The sequence below is a fragment of the Mycobacterium mantenii genome (assembly GCF_001667865.1).
In the GTDB taxonomy this organism is placed as follows: domain Bacteria; phylum Actinomycetota; class Actinomycetes; order Mycobacteriales; family Mycobacteriaceae; genus Mycobacterium; species Mycobacterium mantenii_A.
Map to the genome: position 1 here is coordinate 95,875 of NZ_LZJP01000100.1, position 16,996 is coordinate 112,870.

The 16,996-nt window shown below is 70.2% G+C and carries 16 protein-coding genes; 8 read left to right on the plus strand and 8 right to left on the minus strand.

The genetic code is table 11. The annotated features are described in order from the left end of the window. Nucleotides 1-3: 3 nt before the first annotated feature. On the minus strand, nt 4-1,083 hold the full coding sequence (locus tag A5688_RS17920) for a LacI family DNA-binding transcriptional regulator (RefSeq protein ID WP_067907827.1): 1,080 nt from the start codon (nt 1,081-1,083) through the stop codon (nt 4-6). 123 nt (nt 1,084-1,206) lie between these two features. Between A5688_RS17920 and A5688_RS17925 the strand changes: the two genes are divergently transcribed. Genes A5688_RS17925 through A5688_RS17950 form a run of 6 tightly spaced genes read left to right on the plus strand, consistent with a single transcriptional unit; the run spans nt 1,207 to nt 6,779 of the window. Next, complete coding sequence (locus tag A5688_RS17925) at nt 1,207-2,151, plus strand: metal ABC transporter solute-binding protein, Zn/Mn family (protein ID WP_067907824.1); 945 nt, start codon at nt 1,207-1,209, stop codon at nt 2,149-2,151. Beyond that, on the plus strand, nt 2,148-2,969 hold the full coding sequence (locus tag A5688_RS17930; RefSeq protein ID WP_067907821.1) for a metal ABC transporter ATP-binding protein: 822 nt from the start codon (nt 2,148-2,150) through the stop codon (nt 2,967-2,969). The genes A5688_RS17925 and A5688_RS17930 overlap by 4 nt, the downstream gene beginning before the upstream one ends. Then, nucleotides 2,969-3,829, plus strand: a complete 861-nt coding sequence (locus A5688_RS17935; protein ID WP_067907818.1) for a metal ABC transporter permease — start codon at nt 2,969-2,971, stop codon at nt 3,827-3,829. The genes A5688_RS17930 and A5688_RS17935 overlap by 1 nt, the downstream gene beginning before the upstream one ends. Nucleotides 3,830-3,838: 9 nt before the next feature. Then, the gene (locus tag A5688_RS17940) at nt 3,839-4,597 is read left to right on the plus strand and encodes a LamB/YcsF family protein (RefSeq protein ID WP_067907815.1); all 759 of its coding nucleotides are present in this window, start codon (nt 3,839-3,841) and stop codon (nt 4,595-4,597) included. Next, nucleotides 4,597-5,514, plus strand: a complete 918-nt coding sequence (locus A5688_RS17945) for an MBL fold metallo-hydrolase (RefSeq protein WP_067907812.1) — start codon at nt 4,597-4,599, stop codon at nt 5,512-5,514. The genes A5688_RS17940 and A5688_RS17945 overlap by 1 nt, the downstream gene beginning before the upstream one ends. Nucleotides 5,515-5,537: 23 nt before the next feature. Continuing rightward, nucleotides 5,538-6,779 carry an SLC13 family permease gene (locus A5688_RS17950; RefSeq protein WP_067907809.1) on the plus strand — a complete coding sequence of 414 codons (1,242 nt, stop codon included), beginning with the start codon at nt 5,538-5,540 and terminating at the stop codon, nt 6,777-6,779. Here A5688_RS17950 and A5688_RS17955 read toward each other — a convergent pair. Beyond that, on the minus strand, nt 6,776-9,418 hold the full coding sequence (locus A5688_RS17955; RefSeq protein ID WP_067907806.1) for a LuxR C-terminal-related transcriptional regulator: 2,643 nt from the start codon (nt 9,416-9,418) through the stop codon (nt 6,776-6,778). The two genes, A5688_RS17950 and A5688_RS17955, sit on opposite strands and share 4 nt — an antisense overlap. Nucleotides 9,419-9,630: 212 nt before the next feature. Between A5688_RS17955 and A5688_RS17960 the strand changes: the two genes are divergently transcribed. Next, entirely contained in the window at nt 9,631-10,998 is a 1,368-nt protein-coding gene (locus A5688_RS17960; protein ID WP_242660178.1) for an FAD-dependent oxidoreductase, read from the plus strand. On the opposite strand, the gene A5688_RS17965 is transcribed toward A5688_RS17960, so the two are convergent. Genes A5688_RS17965 through carD form a run of 6 tightly spaced genes read right to left on the minus strand, consistent with a single transcriptional unit; the run spans nt 10,995 to nt 16,107 of the window. Next, nucleotides 10,995-11,951: a glycerophosphodiester phosphodiesterase gene (locus A5688_RS17965; protein WP_067907926.1), complete on the minus strand. Its 957-nt coding sequence runs from the start codon at nt 11,949-11,951 to the stop codon at nt 10,995-10,997. The two genes, A5688_RS17960 and A5688_RS17965, sit on opposite strands and share 4 nt — an antisense overlap. Before the next feature lie 38 nt (nt 11,952-11,989). Then, complete coding sequence (rlmB, locus tag A5688_RS17970) at nt 11,990-12,922, minus strand: 23S rRNA (guanosine(2251)-2'-O)-methyltransferase RlmB (protein ID WP_067907800.1); 933 nt, start codon at nt 12,920-12,922, stop codon at nt 11,990-11,992. 10 nt (nt 12,923-12,932) lie between these two features. Further along, entirely contained in the window at nt 12,933-14,351 is a 1,419-nt protein-coding gene (gene cysS / locus A5688_RS17975) for a cysteine--tRNA ligase (RefSeq protein WP_068268229.1), read from the minus strand. Between the two features lie 49 nt (nt 14,352-14,400). Further along, nucleotides 14,401-14,889 (minus strand): 2-C-methyl-D-erythritol 2,4-cyclodiphosphate synthase, encoded by a 489-nt coding sequence (gene ispF / locus A5688_RS17980; RefSeq protein ID WP_067831232.1) that lies wholly within the window; start codon nt 14,887-14,889, stop codon nt 14,401-14,403. Next, nucleotides 14,886-15,602 (minus strand): 2-C-methyl-D-erythritol 4-phosphate cytidylyltransferase, encoded by a 717-nt coding sequence (gene ispD, locus A5688_RS17985; protein WP_067907797.1) that lies wholly within the window; start codon nt 15,600-15,602, stop codon nt 14,886-14,888. The genes ispF and ispD overlap by 4 nt, the downstream gene beginning before the upstream one ends. Before the next feature lie 16 nt (nt 15,603-15,618). Continuing rightward, entirely contained in the window at nt 15,619-16,107 is a 489-nt protein-coding gene (gene carD, locus A5688_RS17990) for an RNA polymerase-binding transcription factor CarD (RefSeq protein ID WP_003419482.1), read from the minus strand. A gap of 289 nt (nt 16,108-16,396) precedes the next feature. Between carD and A5688_RS17995 the strand changes: the two genes are divergently transcribed. Beyond that, complete coding sequence (locus tag A5688_RS17995) at nt 16,397-16,957, plus strand: hypothetical protein (protein WP_067831242.1); 561 nt, start codon at nt 16,397-16,399, stop codon at nt 16,955-16,957. The last annotated feature ends 39 nt before the right edge of the window (nt 16,958-16,996 follow it).

The following is a 16,996-nucleotide window of genomic DNA, read 5'->3' on the forward strand; positions in this document are numbered from 1 at the left end:
GGCTCAGGCGGGCGGCCCGGCGGTGCGGCCCCGGACGAGCTCGGTGTCCAGGAGCTCGACGGCCGGCAGGCCTGTCCGTGGCGGCTTCAACAACAGCTCGCCCGCCCGGCGGCCCTTCTGCAGGCTGGGCTGCGACACCGTGGTCAGGCCGCGGTTGATCGCGTCGGGCACGCCGTCAAATCCGGTGACGGTCATCTGACCGGGCACGTAAATGCCATGTGCCCGTAGGTAATCCATCGCAGACAGCGCCAGGATGTCCGCGGTGCACATGAGCGCGGTGATCCGCGGATTGGCCTCCAGCGCCACCTTGGCTGCCGCGCCGCCCGATTCGGGTAGGTGCTCGTAGCTTTCCACCACGGTCAGCGAGTCGGGGTCGACGCCGGCGGCCGTCATCGCATCCCACACGCCGATGATGCGTTCGCGTTGCACGTCGAAGGCGGGCGAGCGCAGCCGGTCGGTGTCCACCAGGCCCTGGCGCCGGTCGCGGCCCAGCCGCATGGTCAGCAGCCCGATCTCGCGATGCCCCAACCCCAGCACATAGTCGGCGAGCTCGCGCATCGCCGCCCGGTCGTCGATGCCCACCCGAGAGACCCCGGCGAGCCCCTTGGGCTGGTCGACCACCACGACCGGCAGCCGGCGCTGCAGCACCACTTGCAGGTAGGGATCCTCGTCGCACACCGAATACACCACGAAGCCGTCCACCCCGGCCGAAAGCACCGCGGCGGAACCGTCTTTGAGGCTGCGGCTGGGCCCGACTGCCACCAGCAGCAGCCCCTGCCCCAGCGCTTCGCACGACTGCGCCACCCCGGTGACGAAGTCCCGCGCGGCGGGGTCGCTGAAGAAGTAGGTCAGCGGTTCGGCCATCACCAGACCCACCGCGCCGGCCTTGCGGGTCCGCAACGACCGCGCCACCGGGTCGGGCCCGGCGTACCCCAGCCGCTTGGCCGTCGCAAGCACGCGCTCACGCAGGTCCGGGGAGAGCTGATCGGGCCGGTTGAAGGCATTCGAGATCGTCGTGCGCGAAACGTTGAGCTCGTCCGCCAGCGACGCCAGAGTCGCACGCCGGCGTGGTGTGGGACTCACGTTCGGTGAGGCTACAGCGGATCGGGGCCCGCGCGTACGCGCTTCCCACTTGCCGCTTTGTAATGGAAACGATTTTCATTAGTATGTAGGATCGGCCGACTGGCCGGCAGGAGGAAATCGGGCGTGCGCACTGCACCGACGCGGCATCGAACGGCTAGGGCCAGAACTGCCGATGCGACGCGATGGCTGGCGGCCGCGCTGGTGTTGGCCGGCGGGACGGTGCTCACCGGCTGCGACGGCGCCGCGCACCCACGCGCGCTTTCCGTCGTTGCCTCCACCGACGTGTGGGGCAGCGTGGCGCGTGCCGTCGCGGGCCCCCACGTCGCCGTGCATTGCATTCTCAGCGGGGCGGACGTCGACCCGCACTCATACGAGGTCAGCCCCGCGGATGCGGCCGCGATCGCCGACGCCCCGCTGGTCGTGTTCAACGGCGGCGGGTACGACGGATGGGTCGACGACGTGCTGGCCCACCACCCCGAGGCCAAGCCGGTCGATGCCTACTCGTTCCTGGCGAACGACGGACAGACGCGCAACGAGCACGTCTTCTACGACCTGGGCGTCGCCAAGTCGGTCGCGGCCACCATCGCCGAGCGCCTCGCGACGATCGACCCGGGCAACGCCGCCGACTATCGGGCCAACGCCGCCGCGTTCGGCCGCGACGCCGACTCCATCGCCGGCGCCGAACACGCGATGGCGACCACCAATCACAACACCCCGGTGGTCGCGACCGAACCGGTCGCCTTCTACCTGCTGAAGGCGTCGGGCCTGGTGAACCTGACCCCGCCCACGTTCGAGGCGGCCATCGAAAACGAGACCGATCCCGCACCGGCCGACATGGCGAGGGTCCTCGACCTGGTAGACCGGCGTCAGGTGGCGGCGGTGGTGGTCAATCCGCAGACCTCCACGACCGCGATCAACGGCCTGCGCGATGCGGCGCGGCGCGCGGGCGTCCCGGTCACCGACGTGTCCGAGACGCTGCCCGACGGCGCGGATTACCTTGCTTGGCAACGCAATACGGTCAACCAGCTGCAGTCCGCCGTGCACTCGAGCCGGCCCCTGCCGTCATGAGCCTCGAACCCGTCGCGGCCATCGAAAACCCCGCAGAAACCGTTTCGCTGCGCGGCGCCCGGCTGTCGTTCGGTGACCGGGTGCTGTGGGACCACCTCGACCTGTCGGTGTCGCGCGGCGAGTTCATCGCGGTGCTGGGCCCCAACGGCAGCGGCAAGACGTCACTACTCAAGGTGCTGCTCGGGCAGCTGGCGCTGAGCGCCGGCGCCGGGCTGGTGGACGGCAAGCCGATCACCTCGGGCAGCGGGCGCATCGGCTATGTGCCCCAACACCGTCCGATGGACGCCGACGTGATGCTGCGCGGCCGCGACCTGGTTCGGCTGGGCCTCGACGGGCCGCGCTGGGGCGCCGTCCCGCTGCGGTCCGCCGACCGGGCCCGCCGGCGCGCGGCCGTGCGGCAGGCGCTGCGGCAGGTCAACGGCGAACACCTGGCCGACGTCCGGGTCGGAACGATGTCCGGCGGCGAGTTGCAGCGGGTGCGCATCGCCCAGGCCCTGGTCAGCGATCCGCTGTTGCTGTTGTGCGACGAACCGCTGCTGACGCTGGACCCGGCCAACGCCAAGCTGGTGTCGGCGCTGATCGAACGGCGCCGCCAGGACGCCGCGACCACGGTCATCGTCGTCACCCACGAGATCAACCCGATCCTGCCGTACGTGGACCGGCTGCTCTATCTGGTCGACGGCCGGTTCGAGATCGGCACCGTCGAGCAGGTGATGACCAGTCAGACACTCTCGGCGCTGTACCAATCCGACATTCAGGTGTTGAAGGTCAAGGACGGCTACGTGGTGGCCGGCGTGCGCGATGACGGGCACTGCTGATGGAGCATCGGCTCGCCGGCCTGCTGGACCATCTGTTTGCCTTCGACATCACCGCGCACCTGCTCGGCCATGACTTCGTGCAGCAAGCGCTGGCGGCGGCGGCCCTGCTGGGACTGGTCGCCGGGCTGATCGGGCCGTTCATCGTGATGCGTCAGATGTCGTTCGCCGTGCACGGCTCCAGCGAATTATCGCTGACCGGAGCTGCATTCGCGCTGTTGGTCGGGTTCGGAGTGGGTCTGGGCGCGCTGATCGGCAGCGCCCTGGCCGCGGCGCTGTTCGGGGTCCTCGGGCGGCGCGACCGGGAGCGCGATTCGGTGATCGGCGTGGTGCTGGCGTTCGGGTTGGGCCTGGCGGTGTTGTTCATCCATCTCTACCCGGGCCGCACCTCGACCAGTTTCGCCCTGCTGACCGGTCAGATCGTCGGGGTCGGCTACACGGGCCTGACAATGCTGGCGCTGGTCTGCGGGCTCGTCATCGCCGTGCTGGCAACGTGTTACCGCCCGCTGCTGTTCGCAACCGCCGATCCCGACGTCGCCGCGGCCCGCGGTGTGCCGGTCTACGCGCTGGGCATCGTGTTCGCCGCGCTGGTCGGCGTCGTCGCGGCCCAGGCGGTGCAGATCGTCGGGGCGCTGCTGGTGATGTCGCTGCTGATCACACCGGCGGCCGCGGCGGCCCGGGTGGTCGCCTCGCCGGCGGCGGCCATGGTGACCTCCGTGGTGTTCGCGGAGGTGTCGGCCGTCGGCGGCCTGGTGCTGTCCCTGGCGCCCGGCGTGCCGGTGTCGGTCTTCGTCGCGAGCATCTCGTTCCTGATCTATCTGGTCTGCTGGCTGATCGGGCGCCGGCGCGGGGCTGCCGCATAAGCTGGGTGGGTGGCCGTCATCGACCTCAACGCCGACCTGGGCGAGGGCTTCGGCGTCTGGCGCCTGGGTGACGACGACGCCATGCTCGGCATCGTCACGAGCGCCAACGTGGCGTGCGGTTTCCATGCCGGCGACCCCGTGGGCCTGCTGCGGGTGTGCCGAGCGGCCGCCGAGCGCGGAGTCCGCATCGGGGCGCAGGTGAGCTATCGCGACCTGGCCGGGTTCGGCAGACGCTTCATCGACGTCACCGCCGAGGACCTCATCGCGGATGTGGTGTATCAGATCGGCGGCCTGCAGGCCATGGCACGCGCGGCCGGCGCGACGGTGTCCTACGTCAAACCGCATGGCGCGCTGTACAACGCGATCGTGACGCACACCGAACAGGCCGCCGCCGTGGCCGAGGCGGTGCGCCTGGTGGATGCCGGGTTACCGGTGCTGGGCATGGCGGGCTCGGCGTTCTTCGATGAAGCCGCCCGCCGCGATTTACGCACGGTCGCAGAGGCTTTCGCCGACCGCGCCTACCACCCCGACGGCCTGCTGATGTCCCGAGGTGAGCCGGGCGCGGTACTGGACGACCCGGCGGTGATCGCCGATCGGGTGGCGGCCATGGTCACCTCGGGGCAGGTCACCGCGATCGACGGCACCCAGATCACCGTGAAGGCGGAATCGGTTTGCGTGCACGGCGATTCGCCGGGTGCGGTGCAGATCGCCACCGCCGTTCGCGAGCGACTCGCCACGGCCGGCGCCGAGATCAGGCCCTTCTGCTGATGCGCCTCAAGCTCGGGCGTCCCGACATCGCGCGGTACGCGCACCGGTTCGACGCGCCCGCCGCCGAACCCGACGGGCTCTCGGTGACCTGGATGGGCGTGTCGACCCTGCTGATCGACGACGGCTCGTCGGCGCTGCTGACCGACGGCTACTTCTCCCGGCCGAGCCTGGCCAGGGTCGCGGCCGGCAAGGTGGCGCCCTCGGCCGCACGTGTCGACGGATGCCTTGCCCGGGCCAAGGTTTCGCGGCTGGCGGCGGTCATTCCGGTGCACACCCACATCGACCACGTCCTGGACTCCGCGCTGGTCGCCGACCGCACCGGCGCCCAGTTGGTCGGCGGGCAGTCGGCGGCCAACGTCGGGCGCGGGTACGGGCTGCCGGAGGAGCGGATCGTCGTCGCGGTCGACGGCGAACCGATGCGGTTGGGCGCCTACGACGTCACCCTGATCGAATCGCGCCACTGCCCGCCCGACCGCTTTCCCGGCGTCATCGACGAACCGGTGAGGCCGCCCGTAAAGGCGTCGGCGTATCGCTGCGGGGAATCCTGGTCGACGCTGGTGCACCACCGGCCGACCGACCGGCGGCTGCTGATCCAGGGCAGCGCCGGCTTCGTCAATGGCGCCCTTTCCGGCCACCGCGCCGACGCCGTGTACCTGTCCGTCGGGCAGCTGGGCCTGCAGCCGCGGTCATACCTGGTCGACTATTGGACGGAGACCGTCCGCGCGGTCGGGGCCCGCCGGGTGATCCTCATCCACTGGGACGACTTCTTCCGCCCGCTGACAAAGCCGTTGCGCGCGTTGCCCTATGCCGGCGACGACTTGGATGTCTCCATCCGTCTCCTCGACGAGCTGGCCGCACAGGACGGTGTGTCGGTGCACCTGCCCACGGTGTGGCGCCGCGAGAACCCTTGCACATGAACGCGCGCGAAGCGGTCTAGACGTTGGCCCTGACGCTTGCGCTGTTGCTGCTTGCTGTTGTCCTCGCGTTCGCCGTCGCGCGCCCCAAGGGCTGGCCCGAGGCGCTGGCGGCGGTCCCGGCGGCCCTGATCCTGATCGCGATCGGCGCGATCTCGGTCCATCAGGCGGCCAAACAGGTCGCCGACCTGTCCGGGGTGGTCGCATTCCTGGGCGCGGTGCTGGTGCTGGCCAAGCTGTGCGACGACGAGGGCTTGTTCGAGGCCGCGGGCGCGGCGATCACCCGCGGGCGCGTCGGCTCGGGCGGGCTGCTGCGGCGGGTGTTCGTCATCTCTTCGGTGATCACCGCGGTGCTGAGCCTTGACGCCGCGGTGGTGCTGCTGACCCCGGTGGTGCTGGCCGCCGTCCGCCGTGAGCGCACCCGGGTGCGGCCCTACGCCTACGCCACCGCCCATCTGGCCAACGGCGCCTCGCTGTTGCTGCCGGTGTCGAACCTGACCAACCTGCTGGCCTTTCACACCGCCAACATCTCGTTCACCAAGTTCACGTTGGTGATGGCAGCGCCGTGGCTGGGCGCAGTGGCCATCCTCTACGTGATCTTCCGCTGGTTCTTCGCCAAGGACCTGCGCGTGCAACCCGACCCGGAGCAGCAGGGCGCGCCGCCCCGCCCGCCGGTGTTCGTGTTGGTGGTCGTCGCGCTCACGCTGGCCGGGTTCGCCGTCGCCCAGTCGGCGGGCATCGCACCGGCCTGGGTGGCGCTGTGCGGCGCCGCGGTGCTGGCGGTGCGCAGCCTGCGCCATCGGCACACCTCGGTGTCCGACATCGTGCGGTCGGTGAACGTGTCGTTCCTGGTGTTCGTGCTGGCGCTGGGCGTCGTGGTGCAGGCGGTCATGCTCAACGGGATGGACAGGGCGATGTCGGCGGTGCTGCCGTCGGGTTCGGCCCTGCCCGCGCTGCTCGCCATCGCCGCGATAGCCGCCGTGCTGGCGAACGTGGTCAACAATCTCCCCGCCACGCTGGTGCTGCTGCCGCTGGTCGCGCCGAGCGGGCCGGTGGCGATTCTGGCGGTGCTGATCGGGGTGAACATCGGCCCCAACCTCACCTACGTCGGTTCGCTGTCGAACCTGTTGTGGCGGCGCGTGTTACGGCAGCACGACGTCGACGCCGGGGTCGGCGAATACACCCGCCTCGGCGTATGCACCGTGCCCGCCTCGCTGACGGTGGCGGTGCTCGCGCTGTGGGCCTCGGCCCGGATGCTGGGGCTCTAGGGCGTGCGGGGCGCGCAGGGGCCCGATCGGATGATCGAGGCCAGCTCCTCGCGTGACTGCGCCCCCACCCGCTGGCAGGCCCGGTACACGTGGCCCTCCACGGTGCGCACCGACATCACCAACTTCTCGGCGATCTCGCGGTTGGACAGGCCGGCCACCACGAGTTCGACGACATCGCGCTGCCGGCCGGACAGCTTCAGGCCCGTCGGAGTGTGCAGCGCCGGCGTGTGCAGGCCGCCGCACTCGTCGGCCAGCTCCCTGGCCAACGCCGCGGCGTAGAGCCCGCGGCGATGGTGTTGGTGTTCGTCGAACACCACCGACGCCTGTGCCGCCGCATCGGCGGCGGCGACCCGATCGCCGATCCGCCGGTACGCCGCCGAGGCCGCCAGCAGGCCCTCGGCGTCGCGGGCCGACAACGCCTCCGCGTGCGACGCGACGGCGTCGGCCAGCGGCAGCGACAACGCCTCGGCGAGCTCCCGCGCCCGCGCCGCCTGTGCGGCATCGCCCCACTGCGCGGCCGCCTGGATGCAGGCCAGCTCGTGCGTGGGCTGGCCGCGGTCGCGGGCAAGCCGCGCCGCTCCCCCGACGCAGGCCACGGCCTCACTCAACCGGCCGCCGGCCGCCATCGCCCACCCGTCGGCCAGTGACAGGCCGGTATGCATGAACAGAAATTCGGCCGGCACGCACGACCGCGCGCCGACCACCGCCTCGTTGGCCTCGGCGGCATCTCCGAGCTTGGCGTGCGCCTCGGCCAGGGCGAAGTAGCTCGCCGGGCGCAAACCGGTTGTGACGGCGTGCCTTTCAACTCCGGCCACGGCCTCGTGCACCAGCCGTGCCGCCTCGGCGACGGCGCCGCGGGCCAACTCGGCGTTGCCCGAAAGCAAGGCCAGGTTCGCATACGCCAGGCCCGGGATGTCACGGGACGAGTCGGCCAATTGTTTGGCCGTGTCGACGAATTCATCGATCCGACCGGTCAACCGGCAGGCGCGTCCGTAGACGGCGCCGAACCAGAACCGCATGTGCGATGCCTGAAACGACGTCGGAGCGCGCCGCAGCGCCTGCTCGGCCACGCCGGGGAGCTCGTCGACCCGACCCAGCGCCCCCATCGCCATGATCAACGCCAGCGAGGCCATCATCGCGTGGAAGCCGGGCAGTTCCGGGAAACCCAATGCGGCCCGGGCCTTTTCGGCCGCCAACTCGCAGCGCGCCGCCGCCGCATCCAGGCACGCCTGCACCGCCAACCGCTCCGCCCGTTGGGCCGGGGTTTCGGAATCGAGCGAGGCGAGACCGTCGAGGATCGCGGCCGCTTCCTTGGGGTTGAAGAGGTTCCACGTCAAGTTGGCCGCCCGCACGGTCGCCCAGTGGTGGCCGTCGGGCAGGTCGGTGCCGGCCAGCGCGCGCAGCGCCGACTCGGCCGGTTCGCCGCGCCCCAGCAGCACCAGGTTCATGGCCCGCACCCCCGCCGCCCCGGGCGCACCGGCTTGGGTGGCGGCGGTGGCGAACCGGTCGGCCAGGTCCAGATCCAGCAGCGTCATCGCGTGCCGCGCCGCTTCCAGGTACAGCGCTGGGTCGGGATCGAGGTCCGACTCGAGACGCAGCAGCGCGCGGCGCACCGTGGCCTGCATGTCGGCGTCGCCGTCCTCGCCCAGGCGCACCGCCAACCTGCCCCGGATTTCCGACAGATACAGCTCACCGGCGCTCGCCCGGCGCAGCTCACCGAACAGCGGGTGGGCCAGCCGGGCCGTCAACCCGGCGCCGGTGCGTTCGATGCTCACCAGACCCATCCGCTCGGCGGCCGCCAGGTCGCTGCGCCGGGCCAGCTCGCACAGCACCTCTACGGCCAGCGGCTCACACTGTGACAGCGTGTCGACCACCATCGCCATTTCCGGGCTGAGTCGACCCATCTGACGGCCCACCGTGTCGGACAGGCTCGCCGAGACCGCGACATCGCCGTCCCACATCCATACCCCGGCCGTTTTGCGCATCCTCCCGGCGGCCACCTGGTCGGCCAGCAGCTGCCGCAGGAACAGCGCGTTGCCACCGGTCAGCTTCTGAAACCGTGTTGCGCTGCGCGCGTCGACCGGACCCTCCAGCGTGCCCTCGATGACCTCGCGCGTCGCGGCGGCCGTAAACGGTTCGAGATCAAGCCTTTCCAACAGCCCGTCCTTCCAGAGGGCCGTCACGGCATCCGGTTCGTCGCTGCCGGTACGCACGGTGACCACCAGCCGGATGCCACCCGACTGCGCCAGCTGGTGGACGACCAGCGCGGAGAGTCCGTCGAGCAGATGCGCGTCGTCGACCCCGACCAGCACGCGGCGCTGACGTTGTTGTGCGACAAACGAATTGATCACGCGTCGCACGTCGGCCAAAGGATCCGACCGTGCCTCGTTCATGGCCTCGGTCATCGCGCCGATGAACGCGCCCAGCGGCAGCGCCTGTGCCGAGTCGGTGCCGACGATCCACCGGGTCCGCTCGCCCGACGCCTCGGCGCGCCGCAGCACTTCGTGGGCGAGCCACGTCTTACCCACGCCGGCGGGTCCGGCGATCAGAACGCCCGTGTGGTTGCCGCCCGCATTCAGGGCGCGGCGAATGCTTCCCAATTCCCTGTCACGCCCGGCTAGCGGCTCGGCGCCGATCACTCGGCGACTATAACTTTGCGCGAGCGTCGTTCGGGTTGCTTTGTGCGGCGTTAGGTGGCCCGGCGTGCGGTCGCATCGTGGCAATGACGTAGTCGACTACGCTGTCGGCCCCCGTTTCGGGCCGTGAGCATGGTTTTTGTCAGGTAGGCGCTCAACACAGGTGGTGGGCTATGGCAAAGATCGGTAATCACGCGCTGGTAATGGGAGCGAGCATGGCCGGGCTCGTGGCCGCGCGATCGCTCAGCGAGTTCTTCGGCACGGTCACGGTGCTGGAGCGCGATCCGCTGCCCGACATCCCTCCCGAAACCGCCACCGCCCGCCGGGGCGTGCCGCAGGGTCGCCACCTCCACGGCCTGTTGCCCCGCGGCGCCATGGCACTCGAGCAGTTGTTCCCCGGCGTCCTCGATCAGCTGGTGATCGACGGCGCGCATCACCTGGATGGCCGTGATCTCTCGCAGCTGTACTACCGCATGGGCGAGCATCTGATGGTCCGCTCGGGCGGCGCCCCCTCGTTCGACATCTATCTGGCCACCCGGCCGTTCCTGGAAGAACACGTCCGGGCGCGACTCCGTCGCATACCCAACGTCACGTTGCTCGACGAGCACGACATCGTGGACCTGACCACGACACCGGATCGCCGCCGGGTGACCGGCGCCCGGGCGGTCAACCGCCGCACCCGCGAGGACGTCACGTTGAGCGCGGACCTGGTGCTCGATGCCACCGGGCGCGGCGCCCGCACCCCGGCGTGGCTGACCGCCTTGGGCTACGAGCGCCCAGCCGAGGTTCACGTACCGGTGCACCTGACTTACGTGAGCCAACACCTGCGGATGGCCCCGGACGCGCTGCACGAATTCGGCGTCATCGTCGGAGTGGTGCCGGGCCGTCCGTACGGGCTTGGGCTGCTGCGCTCGGAGCACGACACCTGCATGTTGACCGTCTTCGGCATAGCCGGCCATGGGCCGCGGCCGGACCTGGCGTCGATGTGCGAGTTCGTCGAGGATTGCGCGCCGGCCCATCTGCTGGCCGCGGTCCGGGCCGCCGAACCCATCGGCGAGACCACCCGGCACTGTCAGCCGTCGAGTCAGTGGCGCCGCTACGACAGGTTGCAACGCTTCCCGGACGGCCTGCTGGTGATGGGCGACGCGATCTGCAGCTTCAACCCGATCTACGGCCAGGGCATGACGGTCGCCGCGCTGGAGGCGTTGGCGCTGCGCGACTGCTTGTCCGGCGGCACAGCGGATCTGGCGCGGCGATTCTTCCGTGCCGCCGCGGTGCCGATCCGCCAGGCGTGGGAGCTGTCGGCCAACCCGGACCTGTGCCTGCCCGAAATCGAGGGCACGCCGCCGCTGCTCACCAGACTGCTCAACGCATACATCGAGCGCATACTCACCGCGACCGAATACGACCCCGTCGCGGTCGATCGGTTCGTCAGGGTCACGGCGCTGATCGATCCCGCCACCCGGCTGCTGCACCCGGGCATGATGTGGCGGGCCGCCCTGGCCAACCGCCGCCGGCCGCGACGCGGCGCCGGGCAGCCGGCCGACGCGACCGGCGACCTGGTCGGCAGCGTGCCCCGCTAGGGCCGCCGGTACGCGGGCGGCAGCGGCATCGACAGGTCGGCGAGCACGCCGCGCAACAGCGTCGGGTAGTCGGTGATGATGCCGTCGACCCCGAGGCCGATCTGCCGACGCATGGCGGCGGCGTCGTCCACCGTCCACGGGATCACCTTGAACCCCAAGGCATGTGCGCGGTCGACGTAGGGCTCACCGGTGACCAGCCGGTATTCGGGTGAGACGATGTCGGCGCCGACGATCCGCGCGCCGACCAGAGGATCGCCGATGAGCGCGGGGTTTTCACCGGCCAGCCATGGCGAGTCCGGGACCCAGGTCTGCTCGTCGTACAGGGCCACCAACGGGATCGACGGTTCGGCGCGCCGCACCAGCGGCAGGGTGCGCCAGTCGAAGCTCTGGATCTCCACCCGGCCGGCCTTGCCCGCGGACCTGACCGCGGCCAGTATCACGTCGACGAACTCTTGCGGCCCGGCCGATTCGCCGGGCCGGTCGGCCTCCACCTTGGTTTCGATGTTGTAGCGCATCGTGGCGGCGCGGTAGGAGTCGGCGAGCGCGAAAACCTGCGGCAGCGTCGCTATCCTGTTGCCGCGCACCACTTCGGCGTTCGGGAACTCGTCGAGCCGCTTGCCACAGTCCAAGGTCTCGAGCTGCGCCAGGGTGAGCTCGTGCACGAGCTTGCCGACGTACGGGTACTGCGGGTCGCCGGCGAATACGGGAGCGGTGTCGGCGCACTTCTCGGCCTGGATCGTCGGGTCGTGCCACACCAGCGGTTTGGAGTCCCGGGTCAGGACGATGTCGAGTTCCAGTGTGCTGACGCCCAATTCGAGCGCCTTGGCGAACGCACGCAGGGATTCCTCGGTGGTCTCCCCGCGTCCACCGCGGTGGGCCTGAAGGTCGAAGTCGGGCGTTTGCGCCCGGGCAACGCCAACCGGCAGCACCGCGACGGCCAGCAGCACCGCCAGCGCGACGCGAAGGCGCGCGGGCCGGCCGGGCACCGAGGTCAACTCCTGCGCTGGCGCGTGATTTCGGCGAGTACCACCCCGGCGGCCACCGATGCGTTCAGCGATTCGGTGTCCCCCGCCATCGGGATGGACACGACTTCGTCGCAATTCTGCCGCACCAACCGCGACAGCCCCTTGCCTTCGGACCCCACCACGACCACCAGCGGATCGGTGCCGTCTATGTCGTCGACCGTGGTGTCACCGCCGGCATCCAGCCCGATCACCCGCAGCCCGCGCCCGGCCCAATCCGTCAGTGTCCTGGTCAGATTGGTGGCGCGCGCCACCGGGATGCGGGCCGCGGCCCCGGCGCTGGTGCGCCAGGCCACCGCCGTCACCGACGCCGACCGTCGCTGCGGGATCACCACGCCGTGGCCGCCGAATGCGGCCACCGAACGGACGATGGCACCCAGGTTGCGGGGATCGGAGATGTTGTCCAGCGCGACCAGCAGCGCCGGCGGCGCGGCGATCGCGGCGGCCAGCAGGTCGTCGGGGTGGGCGTAGTTGTACGGCGGCACCTGCAACGCGATCCCCTGATGCAGGTGGTTGCTGGTCATCCGGTCCAGGTCGGTGCGCGGTACCTCCAGGATGGAGATGCCCAAATCCGCGGCGCGGGTGACGGATTCGGTGAGCCGTTCGTCGGCCTCGGTGCCCAGCGCCACATAGAGCGCGGTGGCCGGCACCCCGGCCCGCAGGCACTCGAGCACCGGGTTGCGGCCCAGCACCGTCTCGGCTTCGTCGGTGCGGCCCCGTGCCGGCCGGCGGCTCTGGGCCTTGGCGCGCTTGGCCGCCGGATGGTTGGGGCGCAGATGCGCGGGCGGGGTGGGGCCACGGCCTTCCAGGCCGCGGCGGCGCTGGCCGCCCGAACCTACGGTCGGGCCCTTCTTGGTGCCCTCTTTGCGTATCGCCCCACGGCGACGCGAGTTTCCGGCCATCTACTCGGCCCTACTTGTCGCGTTTTTCTTCGTGGGCCAAAAGCTCCCACTGCGGCCCGTCGGCGGTCTCGGTGACCTCGATGCCGGCGTGCTTGAGCCGGTCGCGAATCTCGTCGGCGAGCGCCCAATTGCGTTCGTCGCGGGCCTTCTGCCGATTCTCCAGCTCCGCCCGGACCAGCACGTCGACCGCCGCCAGCGCCGCCGACGTCTCGTCGCGGGTTTCCCAGCGCTCGTCGAGGGGGTCGCAACCCAAGATGCCCATCATCGCCCGGATCGCGCGAGCATGTTGCAGCGCGCCTTCGTGATCGCCGGAGTCGAGCGCCCGGTTGCCTTCGGCGCGGGCCTGGTGTACTTCGGCGAGCGCGGCCGGCACGGCCAGGTCGTCGTTGAGGGCCTCGGCGAAGCGCGGCGTCCATTGCCCGGGCTCGACGCCACCGACCCGTACCCGCACGCGGTGCAGGAATTCCTCAACGCCGACATAGGCTTTCACCGCGTCCTGCAGGGCGTTGTCGGAGAATTCCAGCATCGACCGGTAGTGGGCGCTGCCCAGGTAGTAGCGCAGCTCGGCGGCGCGCACGCGCTGCAGCAACGCCGGTATGGCCAGCACGTTGCCCAGCGATTTGCTCATCTTCTCGCCGCCCATGGTCACCCAGCCGTTGTGCAGCCAGTAGCGGGCGAACCCGTCGCCGGCGGCGCGGCTCTGGGCGATCTCGTTCTCGTGGTGCGGGAAGACCAAATCCATTCCGCCGCAATGAATGTCGAACTCGGGACCCAGATAGGTGCGGGCCATCGCGGAGCATTCCAGGTGCCAGCCCGGGCGTCCCCGGCCCCACGGGGTGGGCCAGGACGGTTCACCGGGTTTGGCGGCCTTCCACAGGGTGAAGTCGCGCTGATCGCGCTTGCAGGTGGCCACGCCCTCGCCCTGATGGACGTCGTCGATCTTGTGACCGGACAGCTGCCCGTACTCCGGGTAGCTGAGCACGTTGAAGTAGACGTCGCCGCCGGCGGCGTACGCGTGCTCGGTTTCGATCAGCCGTCCCATTAATTCGACCATCTGGGTGATGTGCCCGGTGGCGCGCGGCTCGGCCGACGGCGGCATGACGTCCAGGGCGTCGTAGGCGGCGCTGAAGGCGCGCTCGTAGGTGGCCGCCCATTCCCACCACGGCCTGCCCGCCGCGGCGGCCTTGTTGAGGATCTTGTCGTCGATGTCGGTGACGTTGCGGATGAACGCGACGTCGCAGCCGCGCGCGATGAGCCAGCGGCGCAGGATGTCGAAGGCCACCCCGCTGCGGACATGGCCGATGTGCGGCAAGCCCTGGACGGTGGCGCCACACAGGTAGATCGAGACCTGGCCCTCGCGCAGCGGAACGAAATCACGCACGGCGCCGGCTGCCGTGTCGTGTAGCCGCAAACGGGCGTGATCGGTCACGACGTGCCAGCTTACCGGGTAGTTCCCCGGCGCCCGGCGCTGCGCGGGCTTACCCGGTGGGGACCACCAGCGCGGTGGCGATCGCGGCGAGGCCCTCACCGCGTCCGGTCAGCCCCAACCCGTCGGTCGTCGTCGCCGACACCGAGACCGGCGCGCCGAGCAATTCCGAGAGCAGCCGCTGCGCCTCATCGCGGTGTGGACCGATTTTCGGCCGGTTCCCGACGACCTGAACGGCGGCGTTGCCGACCCGGAAGCCCTGGTGCGACGTCAGCTCCGCGACGTGGCGCAGCATGTCGGCGCCGCTGACCCCTTTCCAGCGCGGATCGTCGACCCCGAATACCGCACCCACGTCACCCAGCCCGGCCGCCGACAGCACCGCGTCGCACAGCGCGTGCGCGGCGACGTCCCCGTCGGAATGGCCGGCACAGCCGTCGGCGTCGGCGAAGAGCAGACCCAGCAGCCAGCACGGCCTTCCGGGTTCGATGGGGTGCACGTCGACGCCCAGGCCGACCCGGGGCAGGGGAAGCGGCGCGTTCACCGGCGCACGACGGTCTCGGCCAGCAACAAATCGAGCTGGGTGGTGATCTTGAAGGCCAACGGGTCGCCGTCGACCACCTGGACCTGCCCGCCGACATGCTCGATCAGCGACGCGTCGTCGGTGAAGCCGGCCATGCCGGCGCCGGCGCGATAGGCGCGCAACAGCAGATCGGTCGCGAAGCCCTGCGGCGTCTGCACGGCGCGCAGCCCGGCGCGTTCCGGCGTCCCCAGGACCACCCCGTTGGCGTCCACGGCCTTGATCGTGTCATGCAGGCGCAGCGCGGGCACGACGGCCTGGTGGCCGGCCCGCAGCGCGTCCACCACGCGGGTGATCAGCGCCGGGGGCGTCAACGCGCGGGCGGCGTCGTGCACCAGCACGAACTCGGGCGCCGCCGCCGATAAGGACGCCAGGGCCGCCAGGGCCAGGTTGACGGATTCGGTGCGGTCGGGCCCGCCGGCGACGACGGCCGCCCGCCCGGCGCCGACGTGGTCGCCCAGCACCTGCGTGGCCTCGTCGATCCGGTCGGCGGGGACCGCCACCACGACGTGATCGACGGCCCCGGATTCCAGCAGGCCGGTGACCGCACGCTGCAGCAGCGTGCGGCCGTCGACCACACAGAATGCTTTGGGGATTCCCGCGGCCAGTCGTTCGCCCGACCCTGCGGCGGGGACGACTGCGACTACTTTGCCTGAGGTGCCCTTCTCCGGGGCCACCGAAGTGTCAGGGCCTTCAGGAAGCGGCGGCCAGAACCTCGTCGAGGATGGTCTCCGCCTTGGCGTCGTCGGTGCTCTCGGCCAGCGCCAATTCACCGACCAGAATCTGACGGGCCTTGGCCAGCATCCGCTTCTCGCCGGCCGACAAACCACGCTCCTGGTCGCGACGCCACAGGTCGCGGACTACCTCGGCGACCTTGTTGACATCGCCGGAAGCAAGCTTTTCGAGATTGGCCTTGTAGCGGCGCGACCAGTTCGTCGGCTCTTCGGTGTGCGGGGCGCGCAGCACCTGGAAAACCTTGTCGAGACCTTCTTGTCCGACGACGTCGCGCACACCGACGTACTCAGCGTTCTCGGCGGGAACTCGAACCGTCAGGTCTCCCTGCGCCACCTTCAGGACGAGATATTCTTTTTGTTCCCCTTTGATCGTCCGGGTTTCGATCGCCTCGACTAACGCAGCACCGTGATGTGGGTAAACAACGGTGTCGCCGACCTTGAAGATCATCTGATTCGAGCCCCTTTCGTTACTTCATCCTAACACGGCCGCCTAACTACGCGCGAAGCAACGATGCAGGTCAGGGGCACAACACGCGCAGACTAGGGGTTGACATGGGGACCAAGTCGTGCAGTGCAGCACATTACCAACGCCATCGAAGCGGCCCGGCGGCGGCCTATTTGAGGCCCATTTTCGCGCTCCTGCGCTGGTCTGGCGCCCCGCGGTATCGCGCGTGAGACGTTCCTACTACTGTGCATAGTTGCATCAGTCGAATCGGCTCAGCAGGAGGCCTGAGAGAGTGAACCGCTTCAAGATCCGCCTCGGCCTGCCCGCGTTCGCCGTCGCCGGCGTGCTTGCCGTTCTGGTCACTCTGCTCAGCGGTTGCGGAGCCGGCCAGGTCTCGCAGATGGCGGTCCAGGAGCCGGCCATCAACGGCAACAAGGTCACGTTCAAAAACGTGGCGCTGCGCGACATCCGGATCCAGGCCAACCAGACGGGCGACTACCTGCAGCCGGGCCGGACCGTGGACCTGGTGCTGGTTGCGATCAACCAGTCGCCGAGTTCGGCCGACCGCCTGGTCGGCATCACCAGCGACATCGGCACGGTGACGGTCAGCGGCGACCCCCGGCTGCCCGCCGGCGGATCGCTGTTCATCGGCACGCCGGACGGCCAGAAGGTGGCGCCGGGCCCGGTGGGCGCCAACACCGCGGCGGCCAAGGCCACCGTCAATTTGGCCAAGCCCATCTCGAACGGCCTCACCTACAACTTCACCTTCAATTTCGAGAAGGCCGGGCAGGCCACGGTCGCGGTGCCGATTTCGGCCGGCCTGATGCCGCCGCAGCAAAACCAGGCGGGCTAACCGCCTGTCGTGACGCGGGGTTGTCGTAGCGGCTCGATA